This is a genomic window from Nocardia aurantia (genome assembly GCF_009604425.1).
Lineage (GTDB): Bacteria > Actinomycetota > Actinomycetes > Mycobacteriales > Mycobacteriaceae > Nocardia > Nocardia aurantia.
This window is the reverse complement of record NZ_WEGI01000003.1, coordinates 621,296-646,951: the sequence shown is the minus strand read 5'-3', so window position 1 is coordinate 646,951 and position 25,656 is coordinate 621,296. Positions and strand designations below refer to the sequence as shown.

At 71.0% G+C, this 25,656-nt stretch carries 19 protein-coding genes; 7 read left to right on the top strand and 12 right to left on the bottom strand.

The window, feature by feature from the left end; all coding sequences use genetic code 11:
• Nucleotides 1–156: 156 nt before the first annotated feature.
• From NRB56_RS09290 to NRB56_RS09280, 3 genes are all read right to left on the bottom strand, one after another.
• On the bottom strand, nucleotides 157–1,323 hold the full coding sequence (locus tag NRB56_RS09290; protein WP_194290777.1) for an SPFH domain-containing protein: 1,167 nt from the start codon (nucleotides 1,321–1,323) through the stop codon (nucleotides 157–159).
• Nucleotides 1,324–1,407: 84 nt separating this feature from the next.
• Nucleotides 1,408–2,235: an SDR family NAD(P)-dependent oxidoreductase gene (locus tag NRB56_RS09285; protein ID WP_153340307.1), complete on the bottom strand. Its 828-nt coding sequence runs from the start codon at nucleotides 2,233–2,235 to the stop codon at nucleotides 1,408–1,410.
• Nucleotides 2,236–2,270: 35 nt separating this feature from the next.
• Nucleotides 2,271–3,848 carry a succinic semialdehyde dehydrogenase gene (locus NRB56_RS09280; RefSeq protein WP_153340305.1) on the bottom strand — a complete coding sequence of 526 codons (1,578 nt, stop codon included), beginning with the start codon at nucleotides 3,846–3,848 and terminating at the stop codon, nucleotides 2,271–2,273.
• Between the two features lie 131 nt (nucleotides 3,849–3,979).
• Here NRB56_RS09280 and NRB56_RS09275 point away from each other — a divergent pair, with 131 nt between their 5' ends.
• Nucleotides 3,980–4,663: a TetR/AcrR family transcriptional regulator gene (locus tag NRB56_RS09275; RefSeq protein WP_153340303.1), complete on the top strand. Its 684-nt coding sequence runs from the start codon at nucleotides 3,980–3,982 to the stop codon at nucleotides 4,661–4,663.
• 62 nt (nucleotides 4,664–4,725) lie between these two features.
• Here the strand turns inward: NRB56_RS09275 and recD are convergent, their stop codons facing one another.
• The 3 genes from recD to NRB56_RS09260 are packed head-to-tail and all read right to left on the bottom strand — an operon-like array spanning nucleotide 4,726 to nucleotide 10,408.
• On the bottom strand, nucleotides 4,726–6,609 hold the full coding sequence (gene recD, locus NRB56_RS09270) for an exodeoxyribonuclease V subunit alpha (RefSeq protein WP_153340301.1): 1,884 nt from the start codon (nucleotides 6,607–6,609) through the stop codon (nucleotides 4,726–4,728).
• The gene (locus NRB56_RS39655) at nucleotides 6,606–6,728 is read right to left on the bottom strand and encodes a hypothetical protein (protein ID WP_264767003.1); all 123 of its coding nucleotides are present in this window, start codon (nucleotides 6,726–6,728) and stop codon (nucleotides 6,606–6,608) included. The genes recD and NRB56_RS39655 overlap by 4 nt, the downstream gene beginning before the upstream one ends.
• On the bottom strand, nucleotides 6,725–10,408 hold the full coding sequence (locus NRB56_RS09260) for a UvrD-helicase domain-containing protein (RefSeq protein ID WP_406603450.1): 3,684 nt from the start codon (nucleotides 10,406–10,408) through the stop codon (nucleotides 6,725–6,727). The genes NRB56_RS39655 and NRB56_RS09260 overlap by 4 nt, the downstream gene beginning before the upstream one ends.
• A 39-nt stretch (nucleotides 10,409–10,447) precedes the next feature.
• Between NRB56_RS09260 and NRB56_RS09255 the strand changes: the two genes are divergently transcribed.
• On the top strand, nucleotides 10,448–11,335 hold the full coding sequence (locus NRB56_RS09255) for a calcium-binding protein (RefSeq protein ID WP_194290785.1): 888 nt from the start codon (nucleotides 10,448–10,450) through the stop codon (nucleotides 11,333–11,335).
• A gap of 383 nt (nucleotides 11,336–11,718) precedes the next feature.
• On the opposite strand, the gene recC is transcribed toward NRB56_RS09255, so the two are convergent.
• Nucleotides 11,719–15,573, bottom strand: a complete 3,855-nt coding sequence (gene recC, locus NRB56_RS09250; RefSeq protein ID WP_227837382.1) for an exodeoxyribonuclease V subunit gamma — start codon at nucleotides 15,571–15,573, stop codon at nucleotides 11,719–11,721.
• 373 nt (nucleotides 15,574–15,946) lie between these two features.
• Here recC and NRB56_RS09240 point away from each other — a divergent pair, with 373 nt between their 5' ends.
• Nucleotides 15,947–16,153 carry a hypothetical protein gene (locus tag NRB56_RS09240; protein ID WP_153340291.1) on the top strand — a complete coding sequence of 69 codons (207 nt, stop codon included), beginning with the start codon at nucleotides 15,947–15,949 and terminating at the stop codon, nucleotides 16,151–16,153.
• Between the two features lie 42 nt (nucleotides 16,154–16,195).
• Nucleotides 16,196–17,080 carry a serine hydrolase gene (locus tag NRB56_RS09235; RefSeq protein WP_319942757.1) on the top strand — a complete coding sequence of 295 codons (885 nt, stop codon included), beginning with the start codon at nucleotides 16,196–16,198 and terminating at the stop codon, nucleotides 17,078–17,080.
• On the opposite strand, the gene NRB56_RS09230 is transcribed toward NRB56_RS09235, so the two are convergent.
• The 5 genes from NRB56_RS09230 to NRB56_RS09210 all read right to left on the bottom strand — a co-directional run bounded on the left by NRB56_RS09230 (nucleotide 17,077) and on the right by NRB56_RS09210 (nucleotide 22,965).
• Nucleotides 17,077–17,859 (bottom strand): N-formylglutamate amidohydrolase, encoded by a 783-nt coding sequence (locus NRB56_RS09230; protein WP_153340289.1) that lies wholly within the window; start codon nucleotides 17,857–17,859, stop codon nucleotides 17,077–17,079. The genes NRB56_RS09235 and NRB56_RS09230 overlap by 4 nt on opposite strands.
• A gap of 23 nt (nucleotides 17,860–17,882) precedes the next feature.
• On the bottom strand, nucleotides 17,883–19,346 hold the full coding sequence (locus NRB56_RS09225) for a cytochrome P450 (RefSeq protein WP_153340287.1): 1,464 nt from the start codon (nucleotides 19,344–19,346) through the stop codon (nucleotides 17,883–17,885).
• 127 nt (nucleotides 19,347–19,473) lie between these two features.
• Nucleotides 19,474–19,779, bottom strand: coding sequence for a hypothetical protein (locus tag NRB56_RS09220; RefSeq protein WP_153340285.1), 306 nt, complete (start codon nucleotides 19,777–19,779; stop codon nucleotides 19,474–19,476).
• 61 nt (nucleotides 19,780–19,840) lie between these two features.
• Nucleotides 19,841–21,073, bottom strand: coding sequence for a hypothetical protein (locus NRB56_RS09215; RefSeq protein ID WP_227837380.1), 1,233 nt, complete (start codon nucleotides 21,071–21,073; stop codon nucleotides 19,841–19,843).
• An 11-nt stretch (nucleotides 21,074–21,084) separates the two neighbouring features.
• Nucleotides 21,085–22,965, bottom strand: coding sequence for a hypothetical protein (locus tag NRB56_RS09210; protein ID WP_153340281.1), 1,881 nt, complete (start codon nucleotides 22,963–22,965; stop codon nucleotides 21,085–21,087).
• A 45-nt stretch (nucleotides 22,966–23,010) separates the two neighbouring features.
• Between NRB56_RS09210 and NRB56_RS09205 the strand changes: the two genes are divergently transcribed.
• The 3 genes from NRB56_RS09205 (at nucleotide 23,011) to NRB56_RS09195 (ending at nucleotide 25,595) form a co-directional block, all read left to right on the top strand.
• On the top strand, nucleotides 23,011–23,310 hold the full coding sequence (locus tag NRB56_RS09205) for a hypothetical protein (protein WP_153340279.1): 300 nt from the start codon (nucleotides 23,011–23,013) through the stop codon (nucleotides 23,308–23,310).
• A 59-nt stretch (nucleotides 23,311–23,369) separates the two neighbouring features.
• Entirely contained in the window at nucleotides 23,370–24,065 is a 696-nt protein-coding gene (locus tag NRB56_RS09200) for a TetR/AcrR family transcriptional regulator (protein ID WP_194290776.1), read from the top strand.
• Between the two features lie 126 nt (nucleotides 24,066–24,191).
• Complete coding sequence (locus tag NRB56_RS09195; protein WP_153340275.1) at nucleotides 24,192–25,595, top strand: NAD(P)/FAD-dependent oxidoreductase; 1,404 nt, start codon at nucleotides 24,192–24,194, stop codon at nucleotides 25,593–25,595.
• Nucleotides 25,596–25,656 lie beyond the last annotated feature (61 nt).

Sequence of the window (25,656 nt, the reverse complement as noted above, 5' to 3'; positions counted from 1 at the left end):
GGCGCCGTCGCCGGGGGGTGGCGCGGCGGAGTGGGGGTGGTCTTGCTGATTCACGTGTGGCCCCGAAAGACTTGGTGGAGGTGTGCCGGGTCGCCGAGCCGGCACACGGCCGCCGACGCGCAGGTGTTGTCGCCGCTCGCGCGGCGACCGGTGGTGCTACTGCGGGGGCAGCGGCGGCGGGGTGCCGGGCAGCGGGGGCGGCGCGGCGAACAGGGGTTGCAGGGCCGGGACCGTCTGGGCGGCAGCCCAGGCGGGCATGCCGGTGGTCCACACATTGGTCTGCGGAGTCAGCTGGCCCGAGGCGACGAACTGGCGCAGTTGGTCCTGGGGGTAGGGGCCCGCGGCCTGGCCGTCGAGTTCGATGTGGAATGCCTGCTGGCCGGGCAGCGGAGGCGGGGCGTAACCGGGTTGGGGCTGCTGCTGGGGCTGGGGCTGGGCGAAGCCGCCCTGCATGGCGCCGGCCATCTGGCCGCCCAGCACCACACCCATGCCGGCCTGCATGGCGGCGCCCATCGCGCCACCGCCGCTGGGGTTCTCGGCAGCCGCGAGCATGGCGTCGGCGGCCTGGGCCTGCTGGTAGCGGTTCAGGTCGACGTTGCTCAGGAAGCCGCTGGCCTCGACACCGCGGGCGACGCCACGGGTCATGGCCTGCTGGATCTCCTCCGGCAGCGAGATGATCATCGTGACCTGATCGACGCCCAGGCCGAACGGCTGCATCCGCTGCGCCACGAATTCGCGCAGTTTGTCGGACAATTCGACCTGGCGGCCCTGGAGGTCGATGGCGCCCAGGCCCGTCTGCAGCACCATGTCGGAGAAGGCCAGGGAGATGTTGCGGCGCAGCAGGTCGACGATCTGCTCGGTGTCGACGACGCTCTCGGTGCCGATCACCTGGCGCAGGAACACCTCCGCATCGGTGACCTTCACCGTGCTGGTGCCGTTCGCGCGGACCTGCACCATCCGGAAGTCGGGGTCGCGGACCGTCACCGGCTGCGGTGTCCCCCAGCGGAAGTCGGTGACCGGACGGGTGTTGATGTAGTACACCTCGGACCGGAACGGGCTGTTGAAGCCGTACTTCCAGCCCTGCAGCGTGGACATGATGGGCATGTTCTCGCTGGTGAGGGTGTAGTGGCCGGGTACGTACCGGTCGGCGAGCTGCCCCCGGTACACGAACAGGGCCTGCTGGCCCTCGCGCACGATCAGCTGTGCGCCGTTCTTGATCTCGTTGTCGTAGCGCGGAAATCGCCACGCCAGCGTCGAGTTGCCGTCATCGAGCCATTCGATGAGATCGATGAACTCGCCGCGAATCATGTCCCTGAGGCCCATGTGCCCTCGTCTCCCTCCGATCGGGCAGCGCCCGTCCGCTCAGCGTATCGGCTGTTCGGCGTGGCGTGTTAATGCCCGGAAGGATTACACCGCACGGCCGGTGAATTCGTCCATCGAATGGTAGACGCCGACCGCGTTCAGGTAGCGGTCGCGGACCTTCACCGGCAACAGCCCGGAGATTGCCCGATTGAGCCGGGAGGTCCACGGCAGCACCACCAGTGGCGTGCCCTTCTTCATCTCCCGCCACGCGGTGTCGGTCACCTGTTCCTGCCGCAGCACCGGCGTGAACAGGAAACCCTTGGCGCCCTCGAACATTCCGGTGTCGATGTAGGTGGGGCAGACGGTGGTGACGCGCACGTGGCCGTTGCCGGACTGCTCCAGCTCCAAGCGGACCGAATCCGACCAGCCCAGCGCCGCCCATTTCGACGCGGCGTACACGCTCATCCGCGGATTGGACACCAGGGCCGCCGAGGAGGCGATGGTGAGCAGCCGGGCCGGTCGGCCGCCGGCGACCATCGCGGGCAGGAATTCCAGCGCCACGCGCATCGGCGCGAGGGCGTTGATGGCCATGGTGCGCTCGATCTCGGCGCGGTCCGAGGTCTCCCAGAAGTACCGATTGCCGTGCACCACACCGGCATTGTTGACCAGAATGTCGACGGTGCCGATCTCGGCGTGCACGGTCTCGGCCGCCGCCGCGATCGCCTGCGGGTCGGACAGATCCACGACGTGCCGGTGGATCCGGCTGACGCCCGCCGCGGTCAGTTCGGCGGCGGTGCCGGCCAGAGCCGCCGCGTCGATGTCCCACAGCACCACGTGCGCGGCCCGTTCGGCCACCGCGCGCTGCGCGAAGGATTTGCCCAAACCCCGTGCGGCGCCGGTGATCAGCACCGTCGCCCCGGCCACCGAATCCATGTCCCCGTTGCTCCGTTCCCGTTGGTTGCGTGGATTCACTGCTGCCGCAGCGCTTTCATGACGCCGAGGAACCGCGTCAGGGTCCTGGCCCACATCGCCTCGGACATGCCGGGCAGCGGCGCGATCGGCAGCGCGCGCTGCGTGGCGATGGTCTGGGTGTCGACGTACTTGAGCAGGCCCTCCGGTCCGTGCCGGCGGCCGGTGCCCGAATCACCCAGTCCGCCCGAGGGTGCGGCCACACTCCCCCACGCCGCGAGGTAACCCTCGTTGACGTTCACCGACCCGGCCCGCACCCGCGCGGCGACCGACCGGGCGTGCGCGACGTCGCGGCCGCAGACGCTCGCGTTGAGCCCGTAGGCGGTGTCGTTGGCCTGCTCGACGGCCTCGTCGTCGCCGCGTACCCGGTAGATCGACACCACCGGGCCGAAGGTCTCCTCCCGGTACACCGTCATCCCCGGTGTCACCCCGGTGAGGACGGTCGGCTCGTGGAAGTACGGGCCCAGTTCCGGCCGGGCGCGCCCGCCGGCGAGGACGGTCGCCCCCTTCGCGACCGCGTCCCCGATGTGCGCGGTGACCGTGTCCAGCTGCCGCCGGAAGGTCAGCGAGCCGATCTCGTACGAATAGTCCAGCGCCGAGCCGAGCGCGAGCGCCTCGGTGCGCGTGGTGAATTCGGTGACGAACCGGTCGTACACGGTGTCGTGCACGTAGATTCGCTCGATCGACTCGCACAGCTGCCCGGCCGAGGCGAAGCAGGCCCGCACCGCGACCTTCGCGGCCGCGCGCGGGTCGGCGTCGGCCAGCACCAGCATGGGGTTCTTGCCGCCCAGTTCGAGCGAGCAGCCGATGAGGCGTTCGCCGGCCTGCCGCGCGATGATGCGGCCGGTGGCGCTGGATCCGGTGTAGTCGACGTAGTCGGCGTAGTCGGCGCGGGCGATCACCTCGCCGCCGATGGCGGCGCCGCGGCCGAGCACCGCCTGCCACAGGCCCTCCGGCAGGCCGGCGCGCCGGGCGGCATCGATGGCCCACAGCGCGGTCAGCGCCGTCTGGTTGTCGGGGCGAGCGATCACCGCGTTGCCCGCCGCGAGGGCGGGCAGCGCATCGGAGGCGGCCAGGGCGAGCGGATAGTTCCACGGCGAGATCACCGCGACCACACCCTTGGGCCGGTGACGCACCTCGACCCGGGTGAGCACCGGCAGCACGCCGCGCGGGGTGCGCGGCGCCAGCAGCCGTTCGGCGCGGGCGGCGTAGTAGCGGGCGTTGACGGCGACGTCGCTGACCTCGTCGAAGGCGTGCACCCGCGACTTGCCGCTCTCCAGCTGGATCAGGTCGAGCACGGTGTCCTGTTCGGCGAGCACCAGGTCGTGGAATCGGCGCAGGATCGAAACCCGTTCGCGCACCGACACTTCCGCCCAGTCGCGCTGCGCCGCCCGGGCCACCGCGAAGGCCCGGTCGAGGTCGGCGACCGACGACTGCGGCAGATCGACGATCGGCTGCCCGGTGGCGGGCGCGTGCACCGGAACCGTGCCCGCGCCACCGGCGACGGCGTGCGCGAGCAGGCGGTGCACCAGCGGCCGCGGCAGCGCCTCGGTGGCGGTCGGCGGGGCGGTCGTCATTGTCGGCCCTCTCGGTCGAACAGCGCGCACGAATTATCTGAACACGACTGTTACGTTAACAGTGGTGTTAGATTAATACCCGGCCCGGTGACGTTGTCAACCCCGCACCCGGGTTTGAAAGGATTGCGGACATGACGAGCGATGCAGTGACCGCGTCCGGCACCCGGCGCGGCCGGCCGCCGCAGACCGCGGAGCAGGCCGACGAGGTACGCGCCCGCATCGTCGCCGCCACCGCCGCGGTGTTCACCGAACACGGGTCCCGCGGCCTGCACGTCGCCCGCATCATCGAAGGGGCCGGGATCTCGCGGCCCACCTTCTACCGCTACTTCGGCAACGCGGAACAACCGTTGCACGTGCTGCTCGCCGCCTCCAACGACGGTCTGGTCGGCGGGGTCCGGGACGCGCTCGCGCAGTCCACCGAACCGGCGGAACTGGGCATCGCCCTCATCGACGCCTATCTGGAGTGGGCGGCCGGGCACGGCCCGATGCTGCGGCCGGTCTTCGCCGAACTCCACGATCCGGGCTCCCCCGTCTCCGGCTACCGCGAGGACGCCTTCGACGACATCCGCGGCCTGGTCCGCGCCAAATTCGCGGCACTGGGCCGCCGCCCGCCCGGCCCGCTGGAACTCGACACCGCGTTGCAGGTCTGCGAATTCGTGGTGTACCGGCTGTCGGCGGCCCCACCGGATCCGGACGCGCTGGCCGCCGCCCGGCTCACCATGATCCGCAGCGTCCTGGTCACCCTCGGCACCCGCGCCGACCTCGAATTCGCCCTCACGCTACCGGGATTGTTCCCTTCGGGGGAGGGCGACTGATCAGCTCGGCCCCGCCCGCCGCGATCCGGCGAGGCGATGCGGGCGCCCGGACCGCGCGCCGGTCAGGCGCGTAATCCGCTGGCGCGCAACACCCGTCGGCCGATACCGGCGCGTACCGCCTCCTCGGTACCGATGATCCGGACGTGGGTGCGGGCCCGGGTGATGGCCGTGTACAACAGTTCCCGGGTGAGCAGGGTGGATTCGGGACCGGGCAGCACCACCGAGACGGTGCCGTACTGGCTGCCCTGGCTGCGGTGGATCGTCATCGCGTACACCGTGGTCACGCCCGGGAACTGGGTGGGGTGCACGAGATACGGTTCGTTGCCGCGCTGCAGGGCCGCGCGCAGCGTACCGTCGGCGGCCCGGACGATCACGCCGGTGTCGCCGTTGTAGATGCGGGCCTCGTGGTCGTTGGCGGTGACCAGCAGCGGCTGACCCGGGAACCAGTGCCCGCCACCGTGTTCCGCGCCGAGACCGGCGGCGGCCACCCACCCGGCGGCCAGCCGGTCCCAGTGTTCGACACCGAAGCGGCCCTGCCGGTGCGCGCACAGCAGTCGATGCGATTCCATCGCCGCGAGCGCCGTGGCGGCGTCGCCGTGCTCGGCGGCCGCGGTGGCCTCGCGGGCGGCGCGGACCACGTCGGCGCGGACATCCGTGACGACATCCGGTGCGCACAGCGAGATCTCGTCACCACCGGCGGCGAGCAGCGCCAGCGCGTCGTCGGCGGCGCCCGCGCGCACGGCGACCGCCAGTTCGGCGATGCGGCCACCGAATCGGCGGCCCCGGGTCAGCCGGACGATGCCGCCGCGCAACCGGTCCCGTTCCCGCACGGTCAGCGCGTCGGGGTGACCGGCGGGCGCGGCGTCCGCCCCGAGGATCTGATCGAGTACCGGATTCGGCTGCGCCGCAACAGGTCCGGCGACGAGGTCGGCGAGCACGGCGCCCGCGTCGACCGAGGCCAGCTGGTCCGGGTCGCCGACGAGGACCAGCCGGGCGTCCGGGCGGACCGCGGGCAGCAGGCAGCTCATCATGGTCAGCGACACCATCGAGGTCTCGTCCACCACGATCACGTCGTACGGCAGGCGGTTGTGCGCGTGGTGCCGGAACCGGGTCGCGCCGCCGCGCTGCCAGCCCAGCAGCCGGTGCAGGGTCGCGGCGGTCAACTCCGGCAGGTCGAGGCCCCGGGCCTGCTCACGCACCGATTCCTGGAGCCGGGCGGCGGCCTTGCCGGTCGGGGCGGCCAGCGCGATCCGGAGTGCGGGCGCTCCCGGGATCGCCGCCTGATGCGCGGTCAGCAGCGCCAGGATCCGGGCGATCGTGTGGGTCTTGCCGGTGCCGGGACCGCCGGCGACCACGGTGGTCCAGTGCGTCGCGGCCAGCGCGGCGGCCACCCGCTGCCGATCCGGCGGATCGCCCGGCGCGGCACTGTCCGGGAACAGCCGATCCAGTTGCCGCCGAACGGTTTCCGGATCCACCAGCGGATGGGTACCGGACCGGTCGACGAGGGCCGCCCGGATGGTCTGCTCCTGCCGGAAGTACCGGTCCAGGTAGAGCAGGGGCCCCGACTCGTGGTCGACCAGCCGCAGCGGGCGCAGCGGACCGGCGTCGCTGCCGCACACCAGCGGGCTGACCCGCAGCGCGGCCACCACAGCGTCGGCCGGGGGCCACGGCAGGGTGGCCGGATCGATGGCGTCCGGATCGGCCGCGCCGTCGAAACCCTCACCGTCGACACCGATCTCGTGCATGCGCGCCAGTTCCAGGCACACCGAACCCGATCGCACCGCGCGCACCGCCAGCGCGGCGGCCAGCAGCACCGGCTCGGCGGCCTCGCGGCCCAACCGGCCCAGGCGCAGCGCGACATGGACATCGGCGGCCGACAGCACACCGGCGGCATTGAACGTGCGCAGCAGGCCGGTCGCGCGCTGCGCCAACTGGATGGCGGTCATCCGAGCGCCTCTCCGGCCGGCAGCGCCGGCAGGTCCGTGATCAGCGCCGGCAACACCCCGGCGGTGCCGACGATGCGCAGCAGGCCGGTCGCGCACTGCGCCGGCTGGGTGGCGGTCATCCGAGTACCTCTCCGGCCAGCAGCGCCGACAGGTCCGTGATCAGCGCCGCGGGCGGATCCCATTCGGAAACGCCGCAGCCGGGCGGGGTTTCGGGGCCGATCATGCCGCGTACGAACAGGTATCGGATGCCGCCGAGATGTTCCTCCGGCCGGTAGCCCGGCAGCCGCCAGCGCAGATACCGGTGCAGCGCAACCGAATACAGGATCGCCTGCAACGGATAATGGGAACGCATCATCTCCGCGGCCATCCGGTCCGGGGTGTAGTGGTCGACGGTGAGGTCGCCGGTGCCGAGCCGGTTGGTCTTGTAGTCGACCACCACGAAGCGGGGACCGGGCAAGCGCAGTACCGCGTCGATGCTGCCGGTCAGGTAGCCGCGCAGGGGCGTGTCGTCGAGCGCGTCGAGCTGATCGGGATAGCTCTCGAACGGGTCACCGGCGGGCAGATGGCGCCGCAGCAGCGCGGCGATCCGATGCAGGGTCGCGTACTCGGCGGCGGGGGTCTCGCCACCGGCCAGCGGGAGTTCGAAGGCCAACTCGTTCAAGCGATCCCGGTTTGCGACCGCCGCGAGGGAACCCATCGGCACCGCTGCCCGATCCCGGCCCGCCGACAGGGCAGTTCGCGACCGTCCGGCCGGTTCCCCGCGCGACGCACTCACCCCCAGCACGCTCGCCGACTCCACTGGGGTGGGACCGCTCGCCGATTCGGCCGGGTACGAGCCGCCCGCAGACTCGGCCGGCCCGCGCCCACTCGGCGACGCCGCCGGGCCGGGCCGGGCTACCGACGCCACCGGGCCGGGCCGGGCTACCGACGCCGCCGGCCCGGGGTGGGCTGCCGACGCCACCGGCCCGGGCTGAGCTGCCGACGCCGTCCGGCCGGGCCGGGTTACCGCCGGAGCGCTCGGCGACTCGGTGATGTGCCGTCCGGTCGCCGGATCCGTCGCGGCCGGTGCGCTCATCGGATCCTCTGTCGGCGCGCCGACCTGGTCCGTCGCTCCCGACCGGCTCGCCGGATTCGGCGTGGTCGGCGACCCTCCCAGTGGCGTGTGCAGGACGGCGAGCAGGGCGGTGGACAGGGCCGCCACGTCGATGTCGGCCATCAGTTCCGCGACGGCGTCGGCGCAGCGGCGACGGACCTCGGTGGCGAGGTCGGGGGCGTCGGTGTCGACCAGTTCCAGGACGCCGTGGACGAGGACGCCGAACTCCGCGCCGTACGGCAGGTCGTTCATCAGAGAGGCTGCGGCGGAGGGGGATTCGGTCGCGTCGGCCAGATCCACCGGGGTCTCGGGCTCGTCGGAGACGCCGGGGGCCTCGTCCGGTTGCGAGTGGGTGTCGTGGGCGCCCGCGGTGAGGGCGGAATAGGAGGTGCGGCGCCAGTCGTGGTCGATGTCGCGGTCGAAGACGGCCGCTGCCAGCTCACCGGTCGCGGGCTCGGCCCGCTCCCAGCGGGGGCGCGCCTTCGGGATCGTCGTGACCCGTTCCGCGTCGATGAGGCCGGGACCGGCGTCGGCGGCCCACTGGGGCAGTTGCTCGACGCACACCTGGTCCGGCGGCACCTCGGCCTTGGCCGCGACGTCGGGGGTGCCGGGGCCGCGGCCGAAGATCATCCGGTGCAGCGGGGCGAAGGTCGTGCCGTAGGCGGGGGCCCACCAGGCCACCACCTGGCATTGGGCCCGGGTCAGCGCCACGTACAGCAGGCGCAGTTCCTCGCCGGACTCCTCGGCCTCGGCGAACTTCTTGCGTTCGGTGTAGCCGGGCGCCTCGGGGCCACCGACGTCCAGTACCCGATCGCCGTCCTCGTGGAACAGCAGCGTGACCGGATTCGGATTCTTCGCGCTGTCCCAGGCGAACGGCAGGTACACCACGGGGAATTCCAGACCCTTGCTGGCGTGCACGGTGGCGATCTGCACGGCCGCGTCGTCGCGGTCGAGGCGGCGGCTGCGGTCGGACACCGCGCCCGAGGCGGGGTCGCGGACCCGGTCGGCCAGCCAGCGGGTCAGCGCGGTGAGCCCGAGCGATTCCCGCAGCGCGGCCTGATCCAGCAGTTGCGCGAGGTGGCGGAGGTCGGTGAGCTGCCGTTCTCCGCCCGCGACCGCCAGCAGCCGGGGCGCGAGGCGTGTCTCGGCCGCGAGCTTCTCGAAGACCGCCGCGAATCCGGCGCGCCCGAACAGCCGCGCGCCCTCACGGAGCTGGGTGGACAGCCGGCCCACGAGATCCGCACCGCCCACGTCGATTTCGGCCGCGGTCAGGCCCAGCAGCGGGGTGCCGGCCGCGAGCCGGACCCGGTCGCCGCGGTGCGGCTGTTCCAGGGCGCGCAGCAGCCACAGCCAGTCGGTCGCGGCCTCGGTGCCGAAAACGCTTGCGCCGCCGGTCAGTACCGATGCGACACCGACCTTGTCGAGCGCGGCCCGGACCAGATCGATCTGTGCGCGGGTGCGGACCAGCACGGCGATGTCGCCCGGCCCCACCGGCCGGTCGCCGAGCCGGACCCCGGAATCCAGCAGTGCGACAACGTCCGCGGCCAGATCGTCGGCCACACGGGAACGCTGCCGGCCGACCGTGGGGAAGCCGGACTTGTTCTTCGGGCCCGCGCCGTCGCGGGTGAAGTATCGGAGCCGCAGCGGGGCCGTCGTCGCACCCTCCAACCGGGTGCGCGGCCGCACCGCCGAGACCGGATGTACCGCGATGTCGTGGTGTCCCAAGGCCGCACCGCCCATGAGATGGGCGAGCGCACTCAGCAGGCCCGCGTCGCTGCGCCGGTTGGTGGTGAGCTCCCGCCGCCCGTCGGCCTGCGCGACCGCGTCGAGGTAGCTCAGCACCTCTGCACCGCGGAAGGCGTAGATGGCCTGCTTCGGATCGCCGACCAGCACCAGCGCGGCATGACCGTGGAAGCAGCGCCGCAGGATGTCCCATTGCAGCGGGTCGGTGTCCTGGAACTCGTCGACCAGCACCACCCGGTACCGGTCCCGGATGCGGCGGCAGGCCCGCTCGCCGTGCGCCGGATCCGACAGCACCTCGTGCAGCAGCACCAGCAAGTCGTCGAAGTCCCGCAGGCCCGAGAGTCGTTTGCGCCGTTCGACTTCCGTCCGAACTGCGGCCGCGAAGCCGACCCGGTCGGCGGCCGGATGATCGCCGATCTCCGGTCCCGGCGCCAGCCGTGCGTGCCGGTCCTGCACGGCGGCGCGGGCCAGCGTGTACGCCTCCTTCATCGGGAACGGCGCTCCGCCACGCGCGTACCGCGACAGATAGAGATCGTCGGCCACGGTAGCGACCAGATCGTCGACATTGTCGACCAGTCGCGCGCCCGGGTCCTGCTCCCCCGCCAGCCCGAGTTCGTCGAGCATGCGCTGGCAGAAGCTGTGCGTGGTCGCGATGGTGCCCGCGTCGAAATCGGACAGCGCCGCCAGCACCCGGGCGCGCCGACGCGCCACCTCTGCCGGATCCGCTTGCACCAGATGACGAATCAGCTCATCGTCACTGTGACGCCCGGCCTCGGGGTCGGCCAGCCCGGCCGCCACCGCGACGAACCGATCGCGGGTCCGCTCCCGCAACTCCTGCGTCGCCGCCCGGCTGAAGGTGACGAGCAGCAACTGCGAGACGTCGACCCCCATCTCGGCGACGAACCGCACGGCCAGCCCGACGATCGCGTACGTCTTCCCGGTTCCCGCACTGGCTTCCAGCACGGTCGTCCCGGCCGGGAGCTCCCCGCACAATTCGAACGGTTGCCCGGCGACCGGCTCCGGATCGTGCGGGAAAGCCGCACCGGGCTGCGCGTAGCCCGGTGCGCGATCGGTCCGGACGGATCCGACGGAAGTGTCGCCTGCTACCCGGAATTCCTGCCCGGCAGCATGTTTCGCACCTCGCGGACGAGTGACATCCCGCGCGGCCGACCGAGCCGACGACTGCCGCACCGGATCGGTGTCAGCCGTCTGCGACCCCACCGAATCCACGTGGGCCACTACGTCGATGTCGACATCAGCGCCCGCACCGAAACCCACGTCGGCATCAGTTCTGCGGGCACCAGCGTCGGCGTTGGCTTCGTCGTTGGTGGCGTCGGCGGTGGCATCGGCGTCGGCGTTGGCGGCGTCGGCAGCGACATCAGCGTTGGCGGCGTCGGCAGCGACATCAGCGTTGGCGGCGTCGGCAGCGACATCAGCGTTGGCGGCGTCGGCAGCGACATCAGCGTTGGCGGCGTCGGCAGCGACATCAGCGTTGGCGGCGTCGGCAGCGACATCAGCGTTGGCGGCGTCGGCGGCGGCATTGGCGTTGGCGTTGGCGTTGGCTTCAGCGTCGACATCGGCATAGGCATTGCCGCCGACATCGACATTGGCGTTGGCGTCGACATCGGCATTGGCGTCGACATCGGTGCCTGCGCTCGCTTCAGCACCCCCGCTCGCTTCGGCGTCGGCACCCCCGCTCGCGTCGGCACCCCTGCTCGCGTCGGCATTGGCGTCGGCGTCGGCGTCAAGCGCGAAACCGGTTGTCCGCGCGAGGAAGTCCCCGAGTGGGTCGACTTCGGCCGTCGCCCGACCCGCACCGCCCACTGTCGCATCGGCCCGCACGGAATCCGCTACCTCCTCGTTCGCAGTTACCGCGGCGCCCGGCGATGACGAGGTCGAGGTCGGTGCCGCCGTGGCCTCCGACGTCGGCAGTCCGGGAGATGGGGATTCGTGGTCCGGAGTGTCCAGGGGCTCCGGCATCGGTGTGGTGCTCCGGGCCGCCGATTTCGCGCGGTCCGGCGAGCCGGGCTTTTCGGGGGCCGAGGACTTCGGGCCGGATGTGCGAGGCTCGCGGGTGGTGCCCGATCGTTGACGGTTCCGGCCGGGTTTCTCCGGGGGCGTGGATGTTTCGTCTTCCTCGGGCAGAAGGTCGGTGAGGGAGAAGAGGTCCGGAGCCGGGGTCTCCTCGTGGTGGTGGGTGTGCTGGGTGGTGCGGCGGCGGCGCGGAGGGTGGGGGGTCGCGTCGAGGTCGGTGAGGGAGAAGAGTTCGTCGGTCACGGCTGGCCCTGCGATTCGCAGGTCAGCAGGGGGTGCCAGAGGCGGCGGGCGGTGGCGGCGAAAGTGGTGGGTTCGCCGTGCGGATCCGGCTCGGCGAGCGGGTTTTCCAGGTTCTCCAGGCGGGGGGCAGGGCCCCACACGTAGCGGAGGTAGCGGTCGGTGTGGTCGCCGAAGGCCTTGGGGCCGTTGGGGCCGCCGAGGAATTCCTGGTCGGCGGCGAAGCGGGCATCCTCCACGGTCGCGCCCTGGGCGCGCCGTTCGGCGTAGAGGGCCGAGGCGGTGGGGGCGACCGGCAGCGGGGCGGCCAGGCCCGAGTCGCGGAGGTCGGCCAGGTCGCGCAGGATCTGCTGGGCCAGTGCGGCATTGGGGGCGGTCAGGGTGGAACGCCAGGCGGGACGGCCGAATCGGCCGCGGCCCATCGTCACCGCGCGCCAGCCGCGGTTGCGTTCGGTGGCGGCCAAGGCGAGCACTCGGACCCAGGCGGCCATGCGATGTTTCGGGGCCAGCCGGGAGAAGGTGGTACGAACGACGGCGTCGTCGTGGACGTCGGGGACGGTGCCGGAGAGCAGGCGGCCGTCACCGAGATCCACTGCCACGTCGATGGTCCGGGACGGGATCTCGTGCATCGGCTGCGCCACCCGGACCAGGCGGTCGACGGTGTCCTCCACCTCGTCCAGCACCGCCGCGCCGAGGCCGAACGGGGGCAGGGTGCCGCGGCGCCATTCCGCCGCCCGGAGGGTGGCGGGATCCACGCCGGTCAGACGGGCGGACAGCATGCGTTCGCCCATGTTCCACTTGGTGAGGCCGTCGAGTTCGATCGGCAGGCGCTGATCGATTTCCTCGTCCTCCTCCGGCACCCGGATGCCCAGGCGCTGCCACAGGAAGGCCCGGACCGGGTGTTCCACGAACGAGATCAGTTCGGCCAGTTCGACATCCGTGACGGCGGCGGCCGGGAGCGGGCCGGGCAGGAATTCCGGCGGACGCTGGACGGGGTGCGCGGCGGCGTGGGCGCCGGCGAGTGCCACCGTGTCGAAGCTCATCGGATGCGCGGCCTCGAAGTTGCGGCGGTCGAAGGCCTGCAGCGGATGCCTGGTGACCAGCGCGGCGGCCGCGGTGTCGGTGAGGTGGGCGCGCACGGCGTCGAGCAATTCGGCCAGCGGGATGGCGGGCGGCCGGTAGGCGCCGGTCACCGGGTCGGCGCCGGTGTAGAGCACGATCAGCCGCTCCTGGGCGGCCGTGATGGCGTCCAGCAGCAGTTGCCGATCCTCGCTGCGGGCGTCGCGGTCGCCGACGCGGGGTTCGCGGGCGAGGATGTCGTCGCCGTCGATGCCGCCGGCACGCGGGAACACGTCGTCGTCGAGGCCGAGCAGCACCACCACGCGGTGTGGCACCGAGCGCAGCGGCGCCAGGCCGCAGACGGTCAACTCGCCGGTGCGGAAATTGGCCCGCGTCGACCGGGCCGACAGCCGCGAGCGCAGCAGCGCGGCGATGTCCGGCAGGCGCAGCGGGATGTCGCCGGCGTGTTCCAGGACGGCGACCAGGTCGCGGCGCACCTCCGCCGCCTGCCAGGCCTGGGCTCGCGGCACGTCGGTGAGCAGTTCCAGGATGCGGGTGAGAACCTGCTGCCATTCGCTCGCCGGGCGCTCGGATCCGGCGGGTTCGGCGGGGGTCGGGCCGCGCAGGTCGCGCACGCACACCGCCAGCCGGTCGACGAATTCGGCGAACCGGCCGGCCAGATCGACATCGCCGGAGTCCACGTCATCCAGCGGCAGAGCGAGATCCAGCCAGTCCTCGGAGGACTCCCCCGCCGCCACGCCCAGCAGGATCCGGTCGACGGCGGCGTTGAGGGTGTTCTGCGCGAAGTCGTCGAGGCCGAACGCCTGTCGCTGACGCTGCCCGATACCCCAGCGCGCGCCGGTCTCCGCGGCCCACTCCCGCAGCCGCTCGATATCGTCGTCGTCGAAACCGCAGCGCAGCCGAACCGGTTCGGACGCAGCGAGATCCAGCACCTCGGTGACGGTGACCCGGCCGTCGGCCAGGCCCAGAACCTGTTCGAGCACGGTGAACACCGGATTCGCCGACCCCTGCGAACGGTCGGCCGGACGCACCCGCAACAGGTGGCCGGGATGCGCGGCGGCCCCGGCGGCATCGGCCTGGGACTGTCCGAAGGCGGCCCGCAGCAGCGGCGCGTAGCTGTCGACATCGGGGCACAGCACCACGACATCGCGGGGTTGCAGCGTCGGATCGGCTGCGAACTCGCCCAGCAGCACATCCCGCAACACCTCGACCTGCCGCGCCGGGCCGTGGCAGGAGTGCACCTGCACGCTGCCGTCGGCGGGCACGCGCCGCGCCGGCGGCCAGCTGTCGTCTCGCAGGCCCGCCTGCACAGCGGAAAGCACAGTGCGCGAACCGCTTTCGCTCACCACGTGATGGTGAGTGCCCCGCACCGGCCCGAGCACCGCCAGGCGCTGCTGCAATTCGCGGACGTCGCGCCCGAGCGCGGCCAGCAGGGGGTGCGCCACCGCCAGCGCACTGCGATCCGTCGCCCGCACCGGTCCGAGGAGGGGGATACGACCGCCGTCGATTTCCGGCGCACCGTTCCGAGTAGTTTCTCGCGAATCCGCCGGGGGCTCCCCCGCCGGACGGACGCTCTCGGCGATCCCGGATATCTCTGCCGCCACAGCAGATTCGACCTCCTCGGCCGAATTCGGGATGCCGGACAGCTCAGGAGGTGCATAGGTCCCGCCCGGCACACCGGGCTTGCCGAGGGTACCGGCCGCACCGGAAACATGAGCGCCACACGGCATTTCAGCCCCACCCGGGGCCCCGGCCCCCTGGCGGGTATCCGCGGCGTCGGCCGGATCAACCCGCTCGCCCAGATCAACCTGCTCGGCCGGGTCGGCATGTCGCGGTGCGACCCCGGCTACGGCGCGGCGCCTTTCGACCGGACCGGCTCCGAGAGCCGCACCGGCAGCGGCGAACTCGCCGATCCTGCCTGGGGCACCGGCCACACTGGTCGCATCGACCTCCGCGACCGCCGAAACACGCGCATCGGAAACGGCATCCGGCGTCACGAGCGGATCGTGCAGCGCCGCCCACATCGCGGGGCTCGGGTGGGTGAGCCAGAGGTGGACGTCGCGGTGGGCGGCGAGGGCGGACAGGACGGCGAGTTGGTCGGCGGCGAGGCGGCTGACGCCGAACAGGGACAACCGGTGCGGCAGGTCGACGGCGGACGGTTCGGCGCGCAGCCGGGCGCAGGCTGCGGCCAGCCGTTCGGCGGGGCCGGGGGTGCCGAGTTCGGCGCGCAGGCGTTGCCACAGCAGGCATTGCCAGCGCAGGTCGTCGGGCAGGTCGGTGGCGGGTGCGCCGGAGGCCCAGGCGCGCAACAACTCCGGGCGCTGGCTCGCGTAGGTCTCGTAGAGCGCGGCGATGCGGGCGGCGGTGGCGAAGCGGCGGCCGGATCGGTGCGAGCGGGCGTCGCCGGCGCCGAGATGGCGGGCGGGCACCGCGCACCACGGTTCGGACAGGGCGGCGTCCAGTACCCGCAACAGCGTCCACACCACGCGTTCCGCCGCCCACGGGTCGTCCGCGACGGCGATCCCCGTCGCCTCGGCCAGCACCCCGGCGACCAGTGCCGCGGGGGTCGGGAAGGTGATGTTGGCGCTGATGCCGTCGCCGCCGGCCGCGCCGAGCACCCGGGACAGCCGCTGGGTGAGCCAGCGTTCGACCCCCTTGGCGGGCACCGCGACCACCTCAGCGGCGAACGGATCGGGCAACGGCGGCGACATCATCGACGCGAGCACATCGGCGAGCGTGTCCGCCCGCTCGGCCCGGTGGATGTGCAGCGCCATCAGCCGCCTCTCTGCGTTCGCGGTGTGGCCGACGGCCGCTCCGGGCGGATGCCCCGCGGTTGCTTGTCGACCGGCCGATCCTACAAACTCCCGGGCGCCACACCGACGCACGACTCGGTTATACGAAAACAAACCGAAAGGAATATTGCTGGCAAACATTTGGCATTAGCTATGGTCTGCAATTTCTCCGGAATGACCGTTTGAACCAAATTTCCAGCAACACATAGCTTTCCGTGGCCTTCGTCACAAAACCCGGTTGGCCGAAATTCACCGCCGCGTGTCACCCCGGTCGGCGCGGCGCGATGTGCCACAGTGCTCCGCGGGGAGGATGAGGTTCACGGGGCAAGCGGCATTCGAAAGGCTGGTTCGGTTCATGTCTGCGACGGTGATTCCCCTTCTTCCCAGATCCGGGTTCACGGTCCGCCGCGTCGGCGAACGCTGGGAGCTCGTCAATTCCCGTCACTACGGCCGCGCGGTCGTCCTGAACGCCTGGCCACGCGATCGGCACACCGAGGCGTTCGAGCACTGCTACCGGCTCAACGGCCGCAAGGTGGAGGACCTGTTGGCCGCTTTCCGCTGACCGGTTGGCCGCTTTCCGGAGCCGCGTCTAGTGTGGGTCACCGTGCGTTATCCTCGCGCCGCCTCGCGCGCCACCCGATCCTCGCTGGCCTTCGGTGCCTGTGCCGTCGCCGCTGCCCTCGTCACGGCCGCACCCACGGTGCAGGCCGCTCCGGCCGCCGCGCTGCCGCTGCACACGCAGGGATGTGCCAACGGTTTCGACTGTGACATGGGCAACCGCATCGCCGCCGCCGACGCGTACGTCGCCGGTCGGCCGGGCGTCGTCGGTTATGTGCTGCGCGACCGGGTCACCGGCGGCGTGTACCGAAACGGCAACGCCGACACCATGTTCTGGACCGCGTCCACCATCAAGCTGGCGATCGCCGAGGACCTGCTCAACCGGGCCCGGGTCGGCGCGATCGTGCTGACCCCGGAGGATCGGTCGCTGCTGGAGTCGATGATGGCCACCTCCAACGACAATGCCGCGGATGTGCTCTGGTTCAAGTACGCGGGCCCCGATCGGATGGCCTACAACAACGCCTTCCACGCCAACGGCATGTCCGGACTGGTCCCGTTCCCGCCCACCGGCGGACATCCCTTCCCCGACTGGGGATTCCAGCAGTGCTCCCCCGCCGATCTGGATCGGCTGATGAACAATGTGCTCGACACCATGCACCCCGACGACAAGGGGTACCTGCTCGATCGGATGCGCAACGTCGACACCAACCAGCACTGGGGCGTCTGGGGCGCGGGCGCCTCGATGCGGCCCGGGCTGAAGAACGGCTGGTCCGACGAGCAGGGCGGCTGGGTGGTCAACTCGGTCGGTTTCGCCGGTCCGGGTGAGCGCTACACGCTGGCGATCATGAGCGACCTCGGCGACCAGGGCGGCTACACCGAGGGTGCGGAGACCACCACCCACGTCGCCCAGCTGTTGCTGGCCGGGCGTTAACAGGCGTCGATCAGCCGGGCCAGCGCCGCGACCAGGCTGTCCAGGCCCGGCGTCGGCGGCCCGGCCGGTTCCGTGAGGTAGGTGTCGCGGCGGATCTCGATCATGAGCGCCGCGACAGCCGGATTCGAACCGTAATGCCGTAGCGGCACATAGCATCCCGCGAACGGCGTGTTCAGCGCGAGATCACCGCAGGCCGCGAACGCTTTCCACGCCGCGGCCCGCAGCGGGTCCGGGGTGTGCACCGCGTCGGTGCCCAGGCACACCGCCGGACGCGGCCCGTCGCCGTGTAGTTCGTAGGGCAGCGGCACACGCGGATACGAGTGCACGTCCAGCACGATCGCGGTACCGGTCGCCGCGAGCCGCTCGTCCACGACCCGCGCCACGGTTTCGGCGTAGGGACGAAAGTAGTTCGCCAGCAACGCTTCCTCGGCAGCGGCGTCCGGATGTCGCAGCGGCGCACCGTGTGACGTCCGGGTGTAGACCGCGCCCATGCCGACCGCGCGCATCTCCTCGCGCTCGTCGGGGAACCGCTCCGGGTCGGTCACGAGACGCGACACCGTGTTCTCGACGATCCACGGGGGCAGGGCGGCCCGCCGCGCCGCGCGGTGGGCCAGCGGCCCGGTGCCGCTGTCGGTCATCCGGTCCAGCTCCGCGGCCAGTTCGGCGTCGGTGAGCAGGATTCCGGCCCGCACCGCCGCCGGAATGTGCCGGGAACCGTGCGGTACGTGCAACACGACCGGACTGTGCGGTGAACCGGGGACCACCCGTGCGACGGACATCACCGCACGCTAGCCGATCGGAACTACAACCGCCGCAACCGCATCGGCGCTCCGTCGCGCGGGAACGGGATGGTGGTGAAACCCCAGGGCATCGCGTACTCGTCCGGGATGCGCCATTCGTGATCGCGCACCATGGCCGCGATCAGCGCCTTCACCTCGAACACGCCGAAGTGCATGCCGATGCACTTGTGCGCGCCGGCGCCGAACGGCATCCAGGCCAGCCGGTGGCTGCGGTCCTCGCGGCGCGGCTCGTCGAACCGGGACGGATCGAAAACCAAAGGGTCGGTCCACAATTCGGGCGACATGTGGTTGGTGATGTAGGCGAGATCGACGTTGGTCCCGGCCGGGATGTAGTGACCGGCGACCTCGGTGTCGCGCACCGCCCGGCGCACCAGGCCGGGCACCGGCGGCACCAGCCGCAGGCTTTCCTTGATGACCAGGTCCAGGCTGTGCAGCCGATCGAGATCCGCGATGGTCGGCGGCCGGCCGGCGAGATCGGCGTGCAGCGCCCGCGCCTCCTCGCGCACCCGCTGCTGCCAGTCCGGGTGGTGGCCGAGGTAGTACGCGACCGTGGTGGCGGTGGTGGTCGTGGTGTCGTGCGCGGCCATGATCAGGAAGATCATGTGGTTCACCACGTCCTCGTCCGAGAACTGTTCGCCGTCCTCGGATTTCGCGTGGCACAGCGCGGCGAAGAAATCCGGTGCGTCCGTGCGCCGTTTCTCCGGGAGCATGCGGAAGAAGTACTCCTCCAGCACCTTCCGGCCGCGCAGGCCGCGCCACCAGGCGCCGCCGGGCACCGCGTGCCGCACGATCGCCAGCGCCGCGTGGGTGCTGTCCACGAACGCGGAGCCGAGCCGCTGCCGTTGCGGTCCGGCGTCGGCGCCCATGAAGATCGCGGTGGCGATCTCCAGGGTCAGATCCTTCACAGTCGGGTAGAGCTTCACCTCGCGGGCGCCGCCGGGACCGGCGGGCACCCAGCGGGCGATCGCCTCGTCGACCACCGGCGTGACCTCCGCCAGATGCGCCTCCAGCCGGGGGCGGGTGAACGCCTGCTGCATGATCCGGCGGTGGTACATGTGCTCGGAGAATTCCAGCAGCAGCAGTCCGCGGCCGAAGAACGGGCCGATGAAGGTGTCCCAGCCCTGCCCGAAGTCGTTGCGGCGCTTGCCCAGTACCTCGTCGATCGCGTCCGGGCCACCGACCAGCACCCGGTCCACGCCGAGCGACCGGTTGTAGCTGACCGGCCCGTACTGCTCGTAGCGGGCCAGCGCTTCGGCGGGGCCCCAGCGCAGGTATTGCAGCGCGCGGCCCAGGTACGGCAGCCCGATGTCGCCGCGCACCGGGAGCTGCCCGGCGGCGCGCGGGGTGGCCAGCACCCGTTCCCGCGCCGGTAGCCGGTTCAGCAGCCGGTCGATCGGATGCTGATCCGAGATCCGGAACAGCGCGGTGTTCTCGCGCTCCAACGCGCTCGTGTCGATGCCGACCATGGCCCCGCCTTCGCAAAAAGTACGCTCCGTACATTAGTAGCACGGATCACTGCCGCGCGGAGCCGGAATCGGCGGGCACACGGATCGGCCCGCTCCCGGAAGCCGGGAGCGGGCCGATCCGGCCGCCTCAGTGCGAGGTCGCGCGGCCGTGCTGGTGTGACATCGCACGGCCCTGCGGGACCGTGGTCCCGCGCCCGCGCCGCATCAGGCCGATCAGCGCGGTCAGCACCGCGCCCACCGCACCACCGCCACCGATCTGACCGATGATCTGCCCGAGGTCCAGACCGCTGCCGGTCGCCGCCTCGATGATCGCGCCGGTGACACCGCCACCGACCGCGCCGGCCACACTGTTGGCGCCGATTCCCACGCCGGTCCGGGCGCCGGCGAGATTCCCGCCGACCAGTCCGCCCAGCAATCCGAGCAGCCACTCCATGTGACGGCCCTCCTTCCAGACTCACGTCGTCACGGAACGAACTCTGTCTCGAGCGAACCGGTCACCGCCGCCGCGTCCCCGGGCCACCGGGGCCCGGATCGCTCTTGTCGGTGTGACTGCGCTGGCCGGCGCCGACGGCGTTGTTCTCGTACACCACCTCGACACCGCCGACCTCCGACGCCGGACGCTGGTGCACCACGGGTTCCGCGGCGCCGCGGCGGGTCTGCGGCGAGGCCGGGACGTCGCGGGGAGCTCGCCCGGCCGGCGGTGTCGCACCGGCCCGCGGCATATCGAAACCGGTTCGCGGAGTGTCGAATTCGCTACGCGGTGGATATCCGGCGCGCATCCCCGGTGCGGCCGGCCGCGGAGTCTCGAACGCGGAGCGACGCGGCTCCGGTGCCGCGGTGCGGACGGTCGGCTCCATCGCGGTACGCAACGGATGTTCCTCCCGCCGCAGCGGATGTTCCTCCGGCCGGGGCGCGGGACGGCGGCCGAGCAGTCCGAGCAGCGCACCCACCGCGGCGGCGATGGCCAGGCCGATCGGCACACCCCACCAGCGGTTGATGCCCGAATTCCCGGAGCTGTTCACGGCCGGGGGCGGCGCGGCGATCGGCGGCGTCGGCCCGGCGGCCGGCGGCTGCGGCGCCTGCGCGGTCAGCGAGGCCGCCAGGTTCGCGGGCACCGTGCTGATGCCGTCGGCCTGCGACCACCTGATCTCGGTGCCGGTCGGGCCGGCGAACGAGCTCGCCTGCACGCCGTTCTCGTCGGTCATGTCCGTGGTCGGATAACCGAACGGACCCGTGACCCCGCCGCTGGACCGGTAGGCGTCGAGCACCCGATCCTTGATCATGTGCGCGCCGGTGGACGGGCTCCAATAGATCGCGGCGCCACCGGCTTCCGCGAAATTCTCGACCCGGCCGACCCCGTCACCGGCATCGGTCTCGTCGCCGGTCGGGAAACCGAGCTCCCCGGTCGGGCCGCCGAGATCGCGGTAGCGGTTCAGGATGTCGCCGTACACGGCCTGGGCGCCGGTGCCGGGCGAGTAGAAGATGGTGCCGCCCCGGTAGTTTTGCATCGCGCCGTTGGCGACCTGGGCGGCATCGCCGTCCGGCTGACCCAGGATCGACGAGGCGCCGCCGAGTTCGTTGTAGTGGGAGTCGATCGCGCCGGTCGCCTCCGGCGGCGGCCCGGGGGCCGGCACGCCCGGCTGGGCCAGAGCCGTCCCGCCGAGCAGTCCGACGGTGAGCAGGCCGGTAGCGAAGCCGGACAACGCCTTTCGTGACAGTGACGACATCATCGCTCCTCTCAGCGCCGCAACCAGTGCCGCCCGCGCGGGCGGTCCTTGTCGCGGTCGCGTTCGGATTCCGGTTCCCGGGACTCGATATTGGTCAGTTCCTCGTTCGGCAGGACGTCCGATGCCTTGCCGACGATCCGGTCGAACGGGTGCCGGCCCGTGGAGCGTTCGATGAATTCCACGTCGGCGGAACCACTCTCGTGCACCACCGCCTCGACATCGGTGGGCTCGCCGGCGAACTTCCGCACGTTGGTGGACAGGGTCTCCTGCGTCCGCACGACGCGTTCGACCGGCTTCTCCACCACCCGTTGCACGAAGACCGGCTTCTCGACGACGACCTCGACGACCTTCTCGACCTCCTTGTAGACCGGGCGCTCGACGATCTTCTCCACGACCTTCTCGACCGGCTTCTCGACGATGCGCTCCTGGACCATCTCGACCTCGCGCTCGACGGTCCGCTCGACCAGGACCGGGGTCTCGACCATCTTCTCCAGCACCTTCTCGACCGGCTTCGCCACGACCTTCTCGATGATCTGCGGCATCTCGACGATCGCGTCGACGACCTTCTCCACCGGACGTTCGATGCGGTTCTCGACGATGTTCGGCTTCTCGACGATCAATTCGACGGTGTGCTCGACCGGCTTCTCGACGACCTTCTCGGTGACCTTCGGGACCTCGACGACCTTGTCCACGGACCGGGCCACCGGCCGCTCGACGACCTTCTCGGTGATCTCGGGCTTCTCGACGACCTTCTCCACGACCCGGTCGACGGGCTTCTCGACCACCTTCTCGATGATGTTGGGCACCTCGACGATCCGATCCACCGGATGGTCGACGGGCCGCTCGACGACGTTCTCGATGACGTTGGGCTTCTCGACGACGCGTTCGACGGGCCGGTCCACGGGCCGCTCCACCACCTTCTCGACGATGTTCGGCGTCTCCACCACCTTCTCGACGACGCGGTCGACCGCCTTCTCCACCGGCTTGACGACGATGTTCTCCACGATCAGTTCGCGTGGCACCTCGCGCGTCTTGATCACCGGCTTCTCGACGACCAGATCGACGACCCGCTCCACCGGCTTCTCCACGGTCCGGTAGACGATCTTCTCCACCGGGACCTCGATGATCTTCTCGACCACCTTCTCCACCGGTTTCTCGACGATCCGCTCGACGATCTTCTCGACCGGCTTCTCCACCACGCGCTCGACGATGCGCTGGACCGGTACTTCCACGATCTTGTCGACGATCTCGACCACGGGCTGCTCGATGCGGCGCTCGACCCGTACCGGCTTGTCGACCACGTTGTCGTGGATGTCGACGATCAGGTTCTCGACCAGGCGCTGCACCCGGGTGGGCTTGTCCTGGACCCGGTCGACGACCGCGACGACCAGCTTCTCCACCAGCCGCTGGATCTCGACGGGCTTGTTCTGCACCTTGTCGACGATGTTCACGATCGGCTGCTCGATCCGCCGTTCGACGGTCACCGGCTTGTCGACGACCTTGTCGGTGACGGTCACGGTCGGCTGCTCGATCCGGCGCTCGACGGTGACGGGTTTGTCGACCACGTTGTCGGTGATCCGCACATCCGCCCGCTCGACCAGCCGGGAGATGTTCACGGGCTTCTCCCGCACCTCGTCCACGACGGTGACCTCGGGCTTCTCCACCATTCGGGTCACCCGGGCGGGCTTGTCGACCACCTTGTCCACGGTGTCGACGACCAGGCGCTCGACGACCCGTTCGATGGTCACGGGCTTGTCCACGACCGTCTCGACCGGGCGCTCCACCAGCCGCTGCACGGTGAACGGATGATCGCGGACCTGGTCGACGATGTGCGTGGGCGGCATCGGTTGCGCGGGTGCGGACTTCGGATCGCGGTGCTCGGGATTCGGCATGGGTGCCTCCATTGAGACGATCGGGGTCTCGAGAAATATTCGCCTGTGAATTCTTTTTCGGGCGGTGCACCAACAGACCACAATTACACCCCGAAACTCGCATCGGTCAATCTCACCGCCGAATTCATCCCACAACATTCGCCGGGTATCCCGGCGGAAAGCGATCGGGCGCCGAACAATTCACGGCGACGATGTCCGGATTCCGGACCGGCGGGCACCGGAATTCTCCCCGTGAGCGGCATCGAGCGCCGTCACGCAGTTCCCGGTCATTGTATTGCCGGCGCGAATTCGCCGGATAATTCGTTTCCGCTTCGCAACCGCGCGTGGCATCCGGAAATCTCATGAATTTCTCACGAAATCCGGCGCGCGGCCGATCCCGGCGGCACGCGATACCGTGGACCACCATGAGCGCAGAGACGGTGCGAGCGGCGAGCCGCGCCCGTGGCCGGCCGCCGGGCCCGCCCCGGGATCCGGCCGTCCGGCGGGAGGAACTGCTCGACGCCGCCGAGCGGGTGGTGGCCCGCGACGGCGCCGGGGTCACGATCGCCCGGGTCGCGGGCGAGGCGGGTTACGCGCGGACCGCGGTGTACGCGGTGTTCCCGGATCTGCCCGCCCTGGTCGACGGACTGGCCGAGCGCCACATGGAACGGGTGACCGCCGCCGCGGACACCATCCTGGCGCAACCCCTGCCCGGGCAGCGGTTGCTGCGCGCGCTGGTCCAGTTGATGTGCGATTTCGTCGACGGCAACCCGAATCTGCACCACCTGCTGATGCAGCGAATGCAATCCGACGACCCGCCGCCGGCCGCCCGGCCGTTCTTCACCCGCTCCGCCGAATGGGCCACCGCGGTGTTCGACGCCCTGCTGCGGGCCGTCGACGCCGACCCCGCGCCCGCGCGGATCTGGGCGACCGCCACCGTCGGCGCGATCCTGATGTCGGCGGAGGACTGGGGGCGCGATCCGGGCCGGCGCCCGGACGAATTCGTCGACCGGCTCACCGCGTTCCTGTGGCCGCCGCTGGAATCCGCCGGCGCGGGCCGCTTCGTCGGGCCGCTGATCGTGGCGCCGGCCACGCCGGCCGCCGCCCCCGCGGACCGCTGACCGCCCGCACGACCGACCCGTGCGGCGATTGCACCGACACTCCGCACTCGCCGTGACTGCCGGCCGGTTGCCGACTACGGTTGTCACCGTCGCGCGTCGAATTGTCGGGCTTGGAGGGAGTGCCAGATGAGCAACGCAACCGCCGGTGGCCGGCGCCACCGTGTCGTGGTCGTCGGATCCGGGTTCGGCGGCCTGTTCGCCGCCCGGCACCTGCGCCGCGCCGACGTGGACGTGGTGCTGATCTCGAAGACCTCCACCCACCTGTTCCAGCCGCTGCTGTACCAGGTCGCCACCGGCATCCTGTCCACCGGCGAGATCGCGCCCGCCACCCGCCTGGTGGTGCGCAAGTACGCCAACACCCAGGTGCTGCTCGGCGACGTGCAGGACATCGACCTGGTCAACCGCACGGTCACCTCGCGGCTGCTGAGCCAGGACACGGTCACCCCGTTCGACAGCCTCATCGTCGCCACCGGCGCACAGCAGTCCTACTTCGGCAACGACCAGTTCGCCACCTACGCGCCGGGCATGAAGACCATCGACGACGCGCTGGAGTTGCGGGCCCGCATCCTCGGCTCCTTCGAGGAGGCCGAGCTGGCGCAGACCCAGGAGGACCGGGATCGGTTCACCACATTCGTCGTGGTCGGCGCGGGTCCCACCGGTGTCGAACTGGCCGGGCAGATCTCCGAGCTGGCCAATCGCACCCTCGCCGGAGCGTTCCGGAGCATCGACTCGCGCGAGTCCCGGGTGGTGCTGGTCGAGGGTGCCAACGCGGTCCTCGCCCCGATGGGTCCCAAACTCGGCGGCAAGGCGCACGCCCAGCTGGAGAAGATGGGCGTCGAGGTCCAGCTGAACTCGATGGTCACCGGGGTCGACGCGCGCGGCGTCACCATCAAGGACAGCCAGACCGGCGACATCCGGCGCATCGAGGCCGCGTGCAAGGTGTGGTCGGCGGGGGTGCAGGCCAGCCCGCTGGGCAAGATGCTCGCCGAACGGTCCAAGGGCACCGAGACCGACCGGGCCGGGCGCGTCGTCGTCGAACCCGATCTCACGATCAAGGGTTATCCGAACGTCTTCGTCGTCGGCGATCTCATGGCGGTGCCCGGGGTGCCGGGCATGGCCCAGGGCGCGATCCAGGGCGCCACCTATGCCGCCGAACAGATCAAGAAGGAATTGAAGGGGAAGCAGACCCCGGCCGAACGGAAGCCGTTCCACTACCTCAACAAGGGCAGCATGGCGACCATCTCCCGGTTCAACGCCGTGTGCCAGATCGGCAAACTGGAGTTCGGCGGGTTCCTCGCCTGGCTGGCCTGGCTGGCGCTGCACCTCTATTACCTCATCGGCTATCGCAGCCGGATCGTCACCGTGTTCCAATGGTTCGTCTCGTTCTCGGGGCGTAATCGCGGGCAGATGGCCGCCACCGAGCAATGGGTTTTCGCCCGGCTCGCACTCGAGGCCCTCAACGGAAATGACGAGGACGCTCGCGAGGCACTCGAGGAAACCGGTACGGACAGTAAAGAATCCACCGGCTGATCCCGTAACCCGCGCCCGCGCGGCCCTGCTCGCCACCCGGCCCACACCAATCCGGAACGCC

What these genes read in the sequence shown, in the direction of transcription:
- NRB56_RS09290 (WP_194290777.1), bottom strand. Translation starts at nt 1,323, where the DNA reads ATGGGCCTCAGGGACATGATTCGCGGCGAGTTCATCGATCTCATCGAA.
- NRB56_RS09285 (WP_153340307.1), bottom strand. Translation starts at nt 2,235, where the DNA reads ATGGATTCGGTGGCCGGGGCGACGGTGCTGATCACCGGCGCCGCACGG.
- NRB56_RS09280 (WP_153340305.1), bottom strand. Translation starts at nt 3,848, where the DNA reads ATGACGACCGCCCCGCCGACCGCCACCGAGGCGCTGCCGCGGCCGCTG.
- NRB56_RS09275 (WP_153340303.1), top strand. Translation starts at nt 3,980, where the DNA reads ATGACGAGCGATGCAGTGACCGCGTCCGGCACCCGGCGCGGCCGGCCG.
- recD (WP_153340301.1), bottom strand. Translation starts at nt 6,609, where the DNA reads ATGACCGCCATCCAGTTGGCGCAGCGCGCGACCGGCCTGCTGCGCACG.
- NRB56_RS39655 (WP_264767003.1), bottom strand. Translation starts at nt 6,728, where the DNA reads ATGACCGCCACCCAGCCGGCGCAGTGCGCGACCGGCCTGCTGCGCATC.
- recC (WP_227837382.1), bottom strand. Translation starts at nt 15,573, where the DNA reads ATGGCGCTGCACATCCACCGGGCCGAGCGGGCGGACACGCTCGCCGAT.
- NRB56_RS09240 (WP_153340291.1), top strand. Translation starts at nt 15,947, where the DNA reads ATGTCTGCGACGGTGATTCCCCTTCTTCCCAGATCCGGGTTCACGGTC.
- NRB56_RS09230 (WP_153340289.1), bottom strand. Translation starts at nt 17,859, where the DNA reads ATGTCCGTCGCACGGGTGGTCCCCGGTTCACCGCACAGTCCGGTCGTG.
- NRB56_RS09225 (WP_153340287.1), bottom strand. Translation starts at nt 19,346, where the DNA reads ATGGTCGGCATCGACACGAGCGCGTTGGAGCGCGAGAACACCGCGCTG.
- NRB56_RS09220 (WP_153340285.1), bottom strand. Translation starts at nt 19,779, where the DNA reads ATGGAGTGGCTGCTCGGATTGCTGGGCGGACTGGTCGGCGGGAATCTC.
- NRB56_RS09215 (WP_227837380.1), bottom strand. Translation starts at nt 21,073, where the DNA reads ATGTCGTCACTGTCACGAAAGGCGTTGTCCGGCTTCGCTACCGGCCTG.
- NRB56_RS09210 (WP_153340281.1), bottom strand. Translation starts at nt 22,965, where the DNA reads ATGCCGAATCCCGAGCACCGCGATCCGAAGTCCGCACCCGCGCAACCG.
- NRB56_RS09200 (WP_194290776.1), top strand. Translation starts at nt 23,370, where the DNA reads ATGAGCGCAGAGACGGTGCGAGCGGCGAGCCGCGCCCGTGGCCGGCCG.
- NRB56_RS09195 (WP_153340275.1), top strand. Translation starts at nt 24,192, where the DNA reads ATGAGCAACGCAACCGCCGGTGGCCGGCGCCACCGTGTCGTGGTCGTC.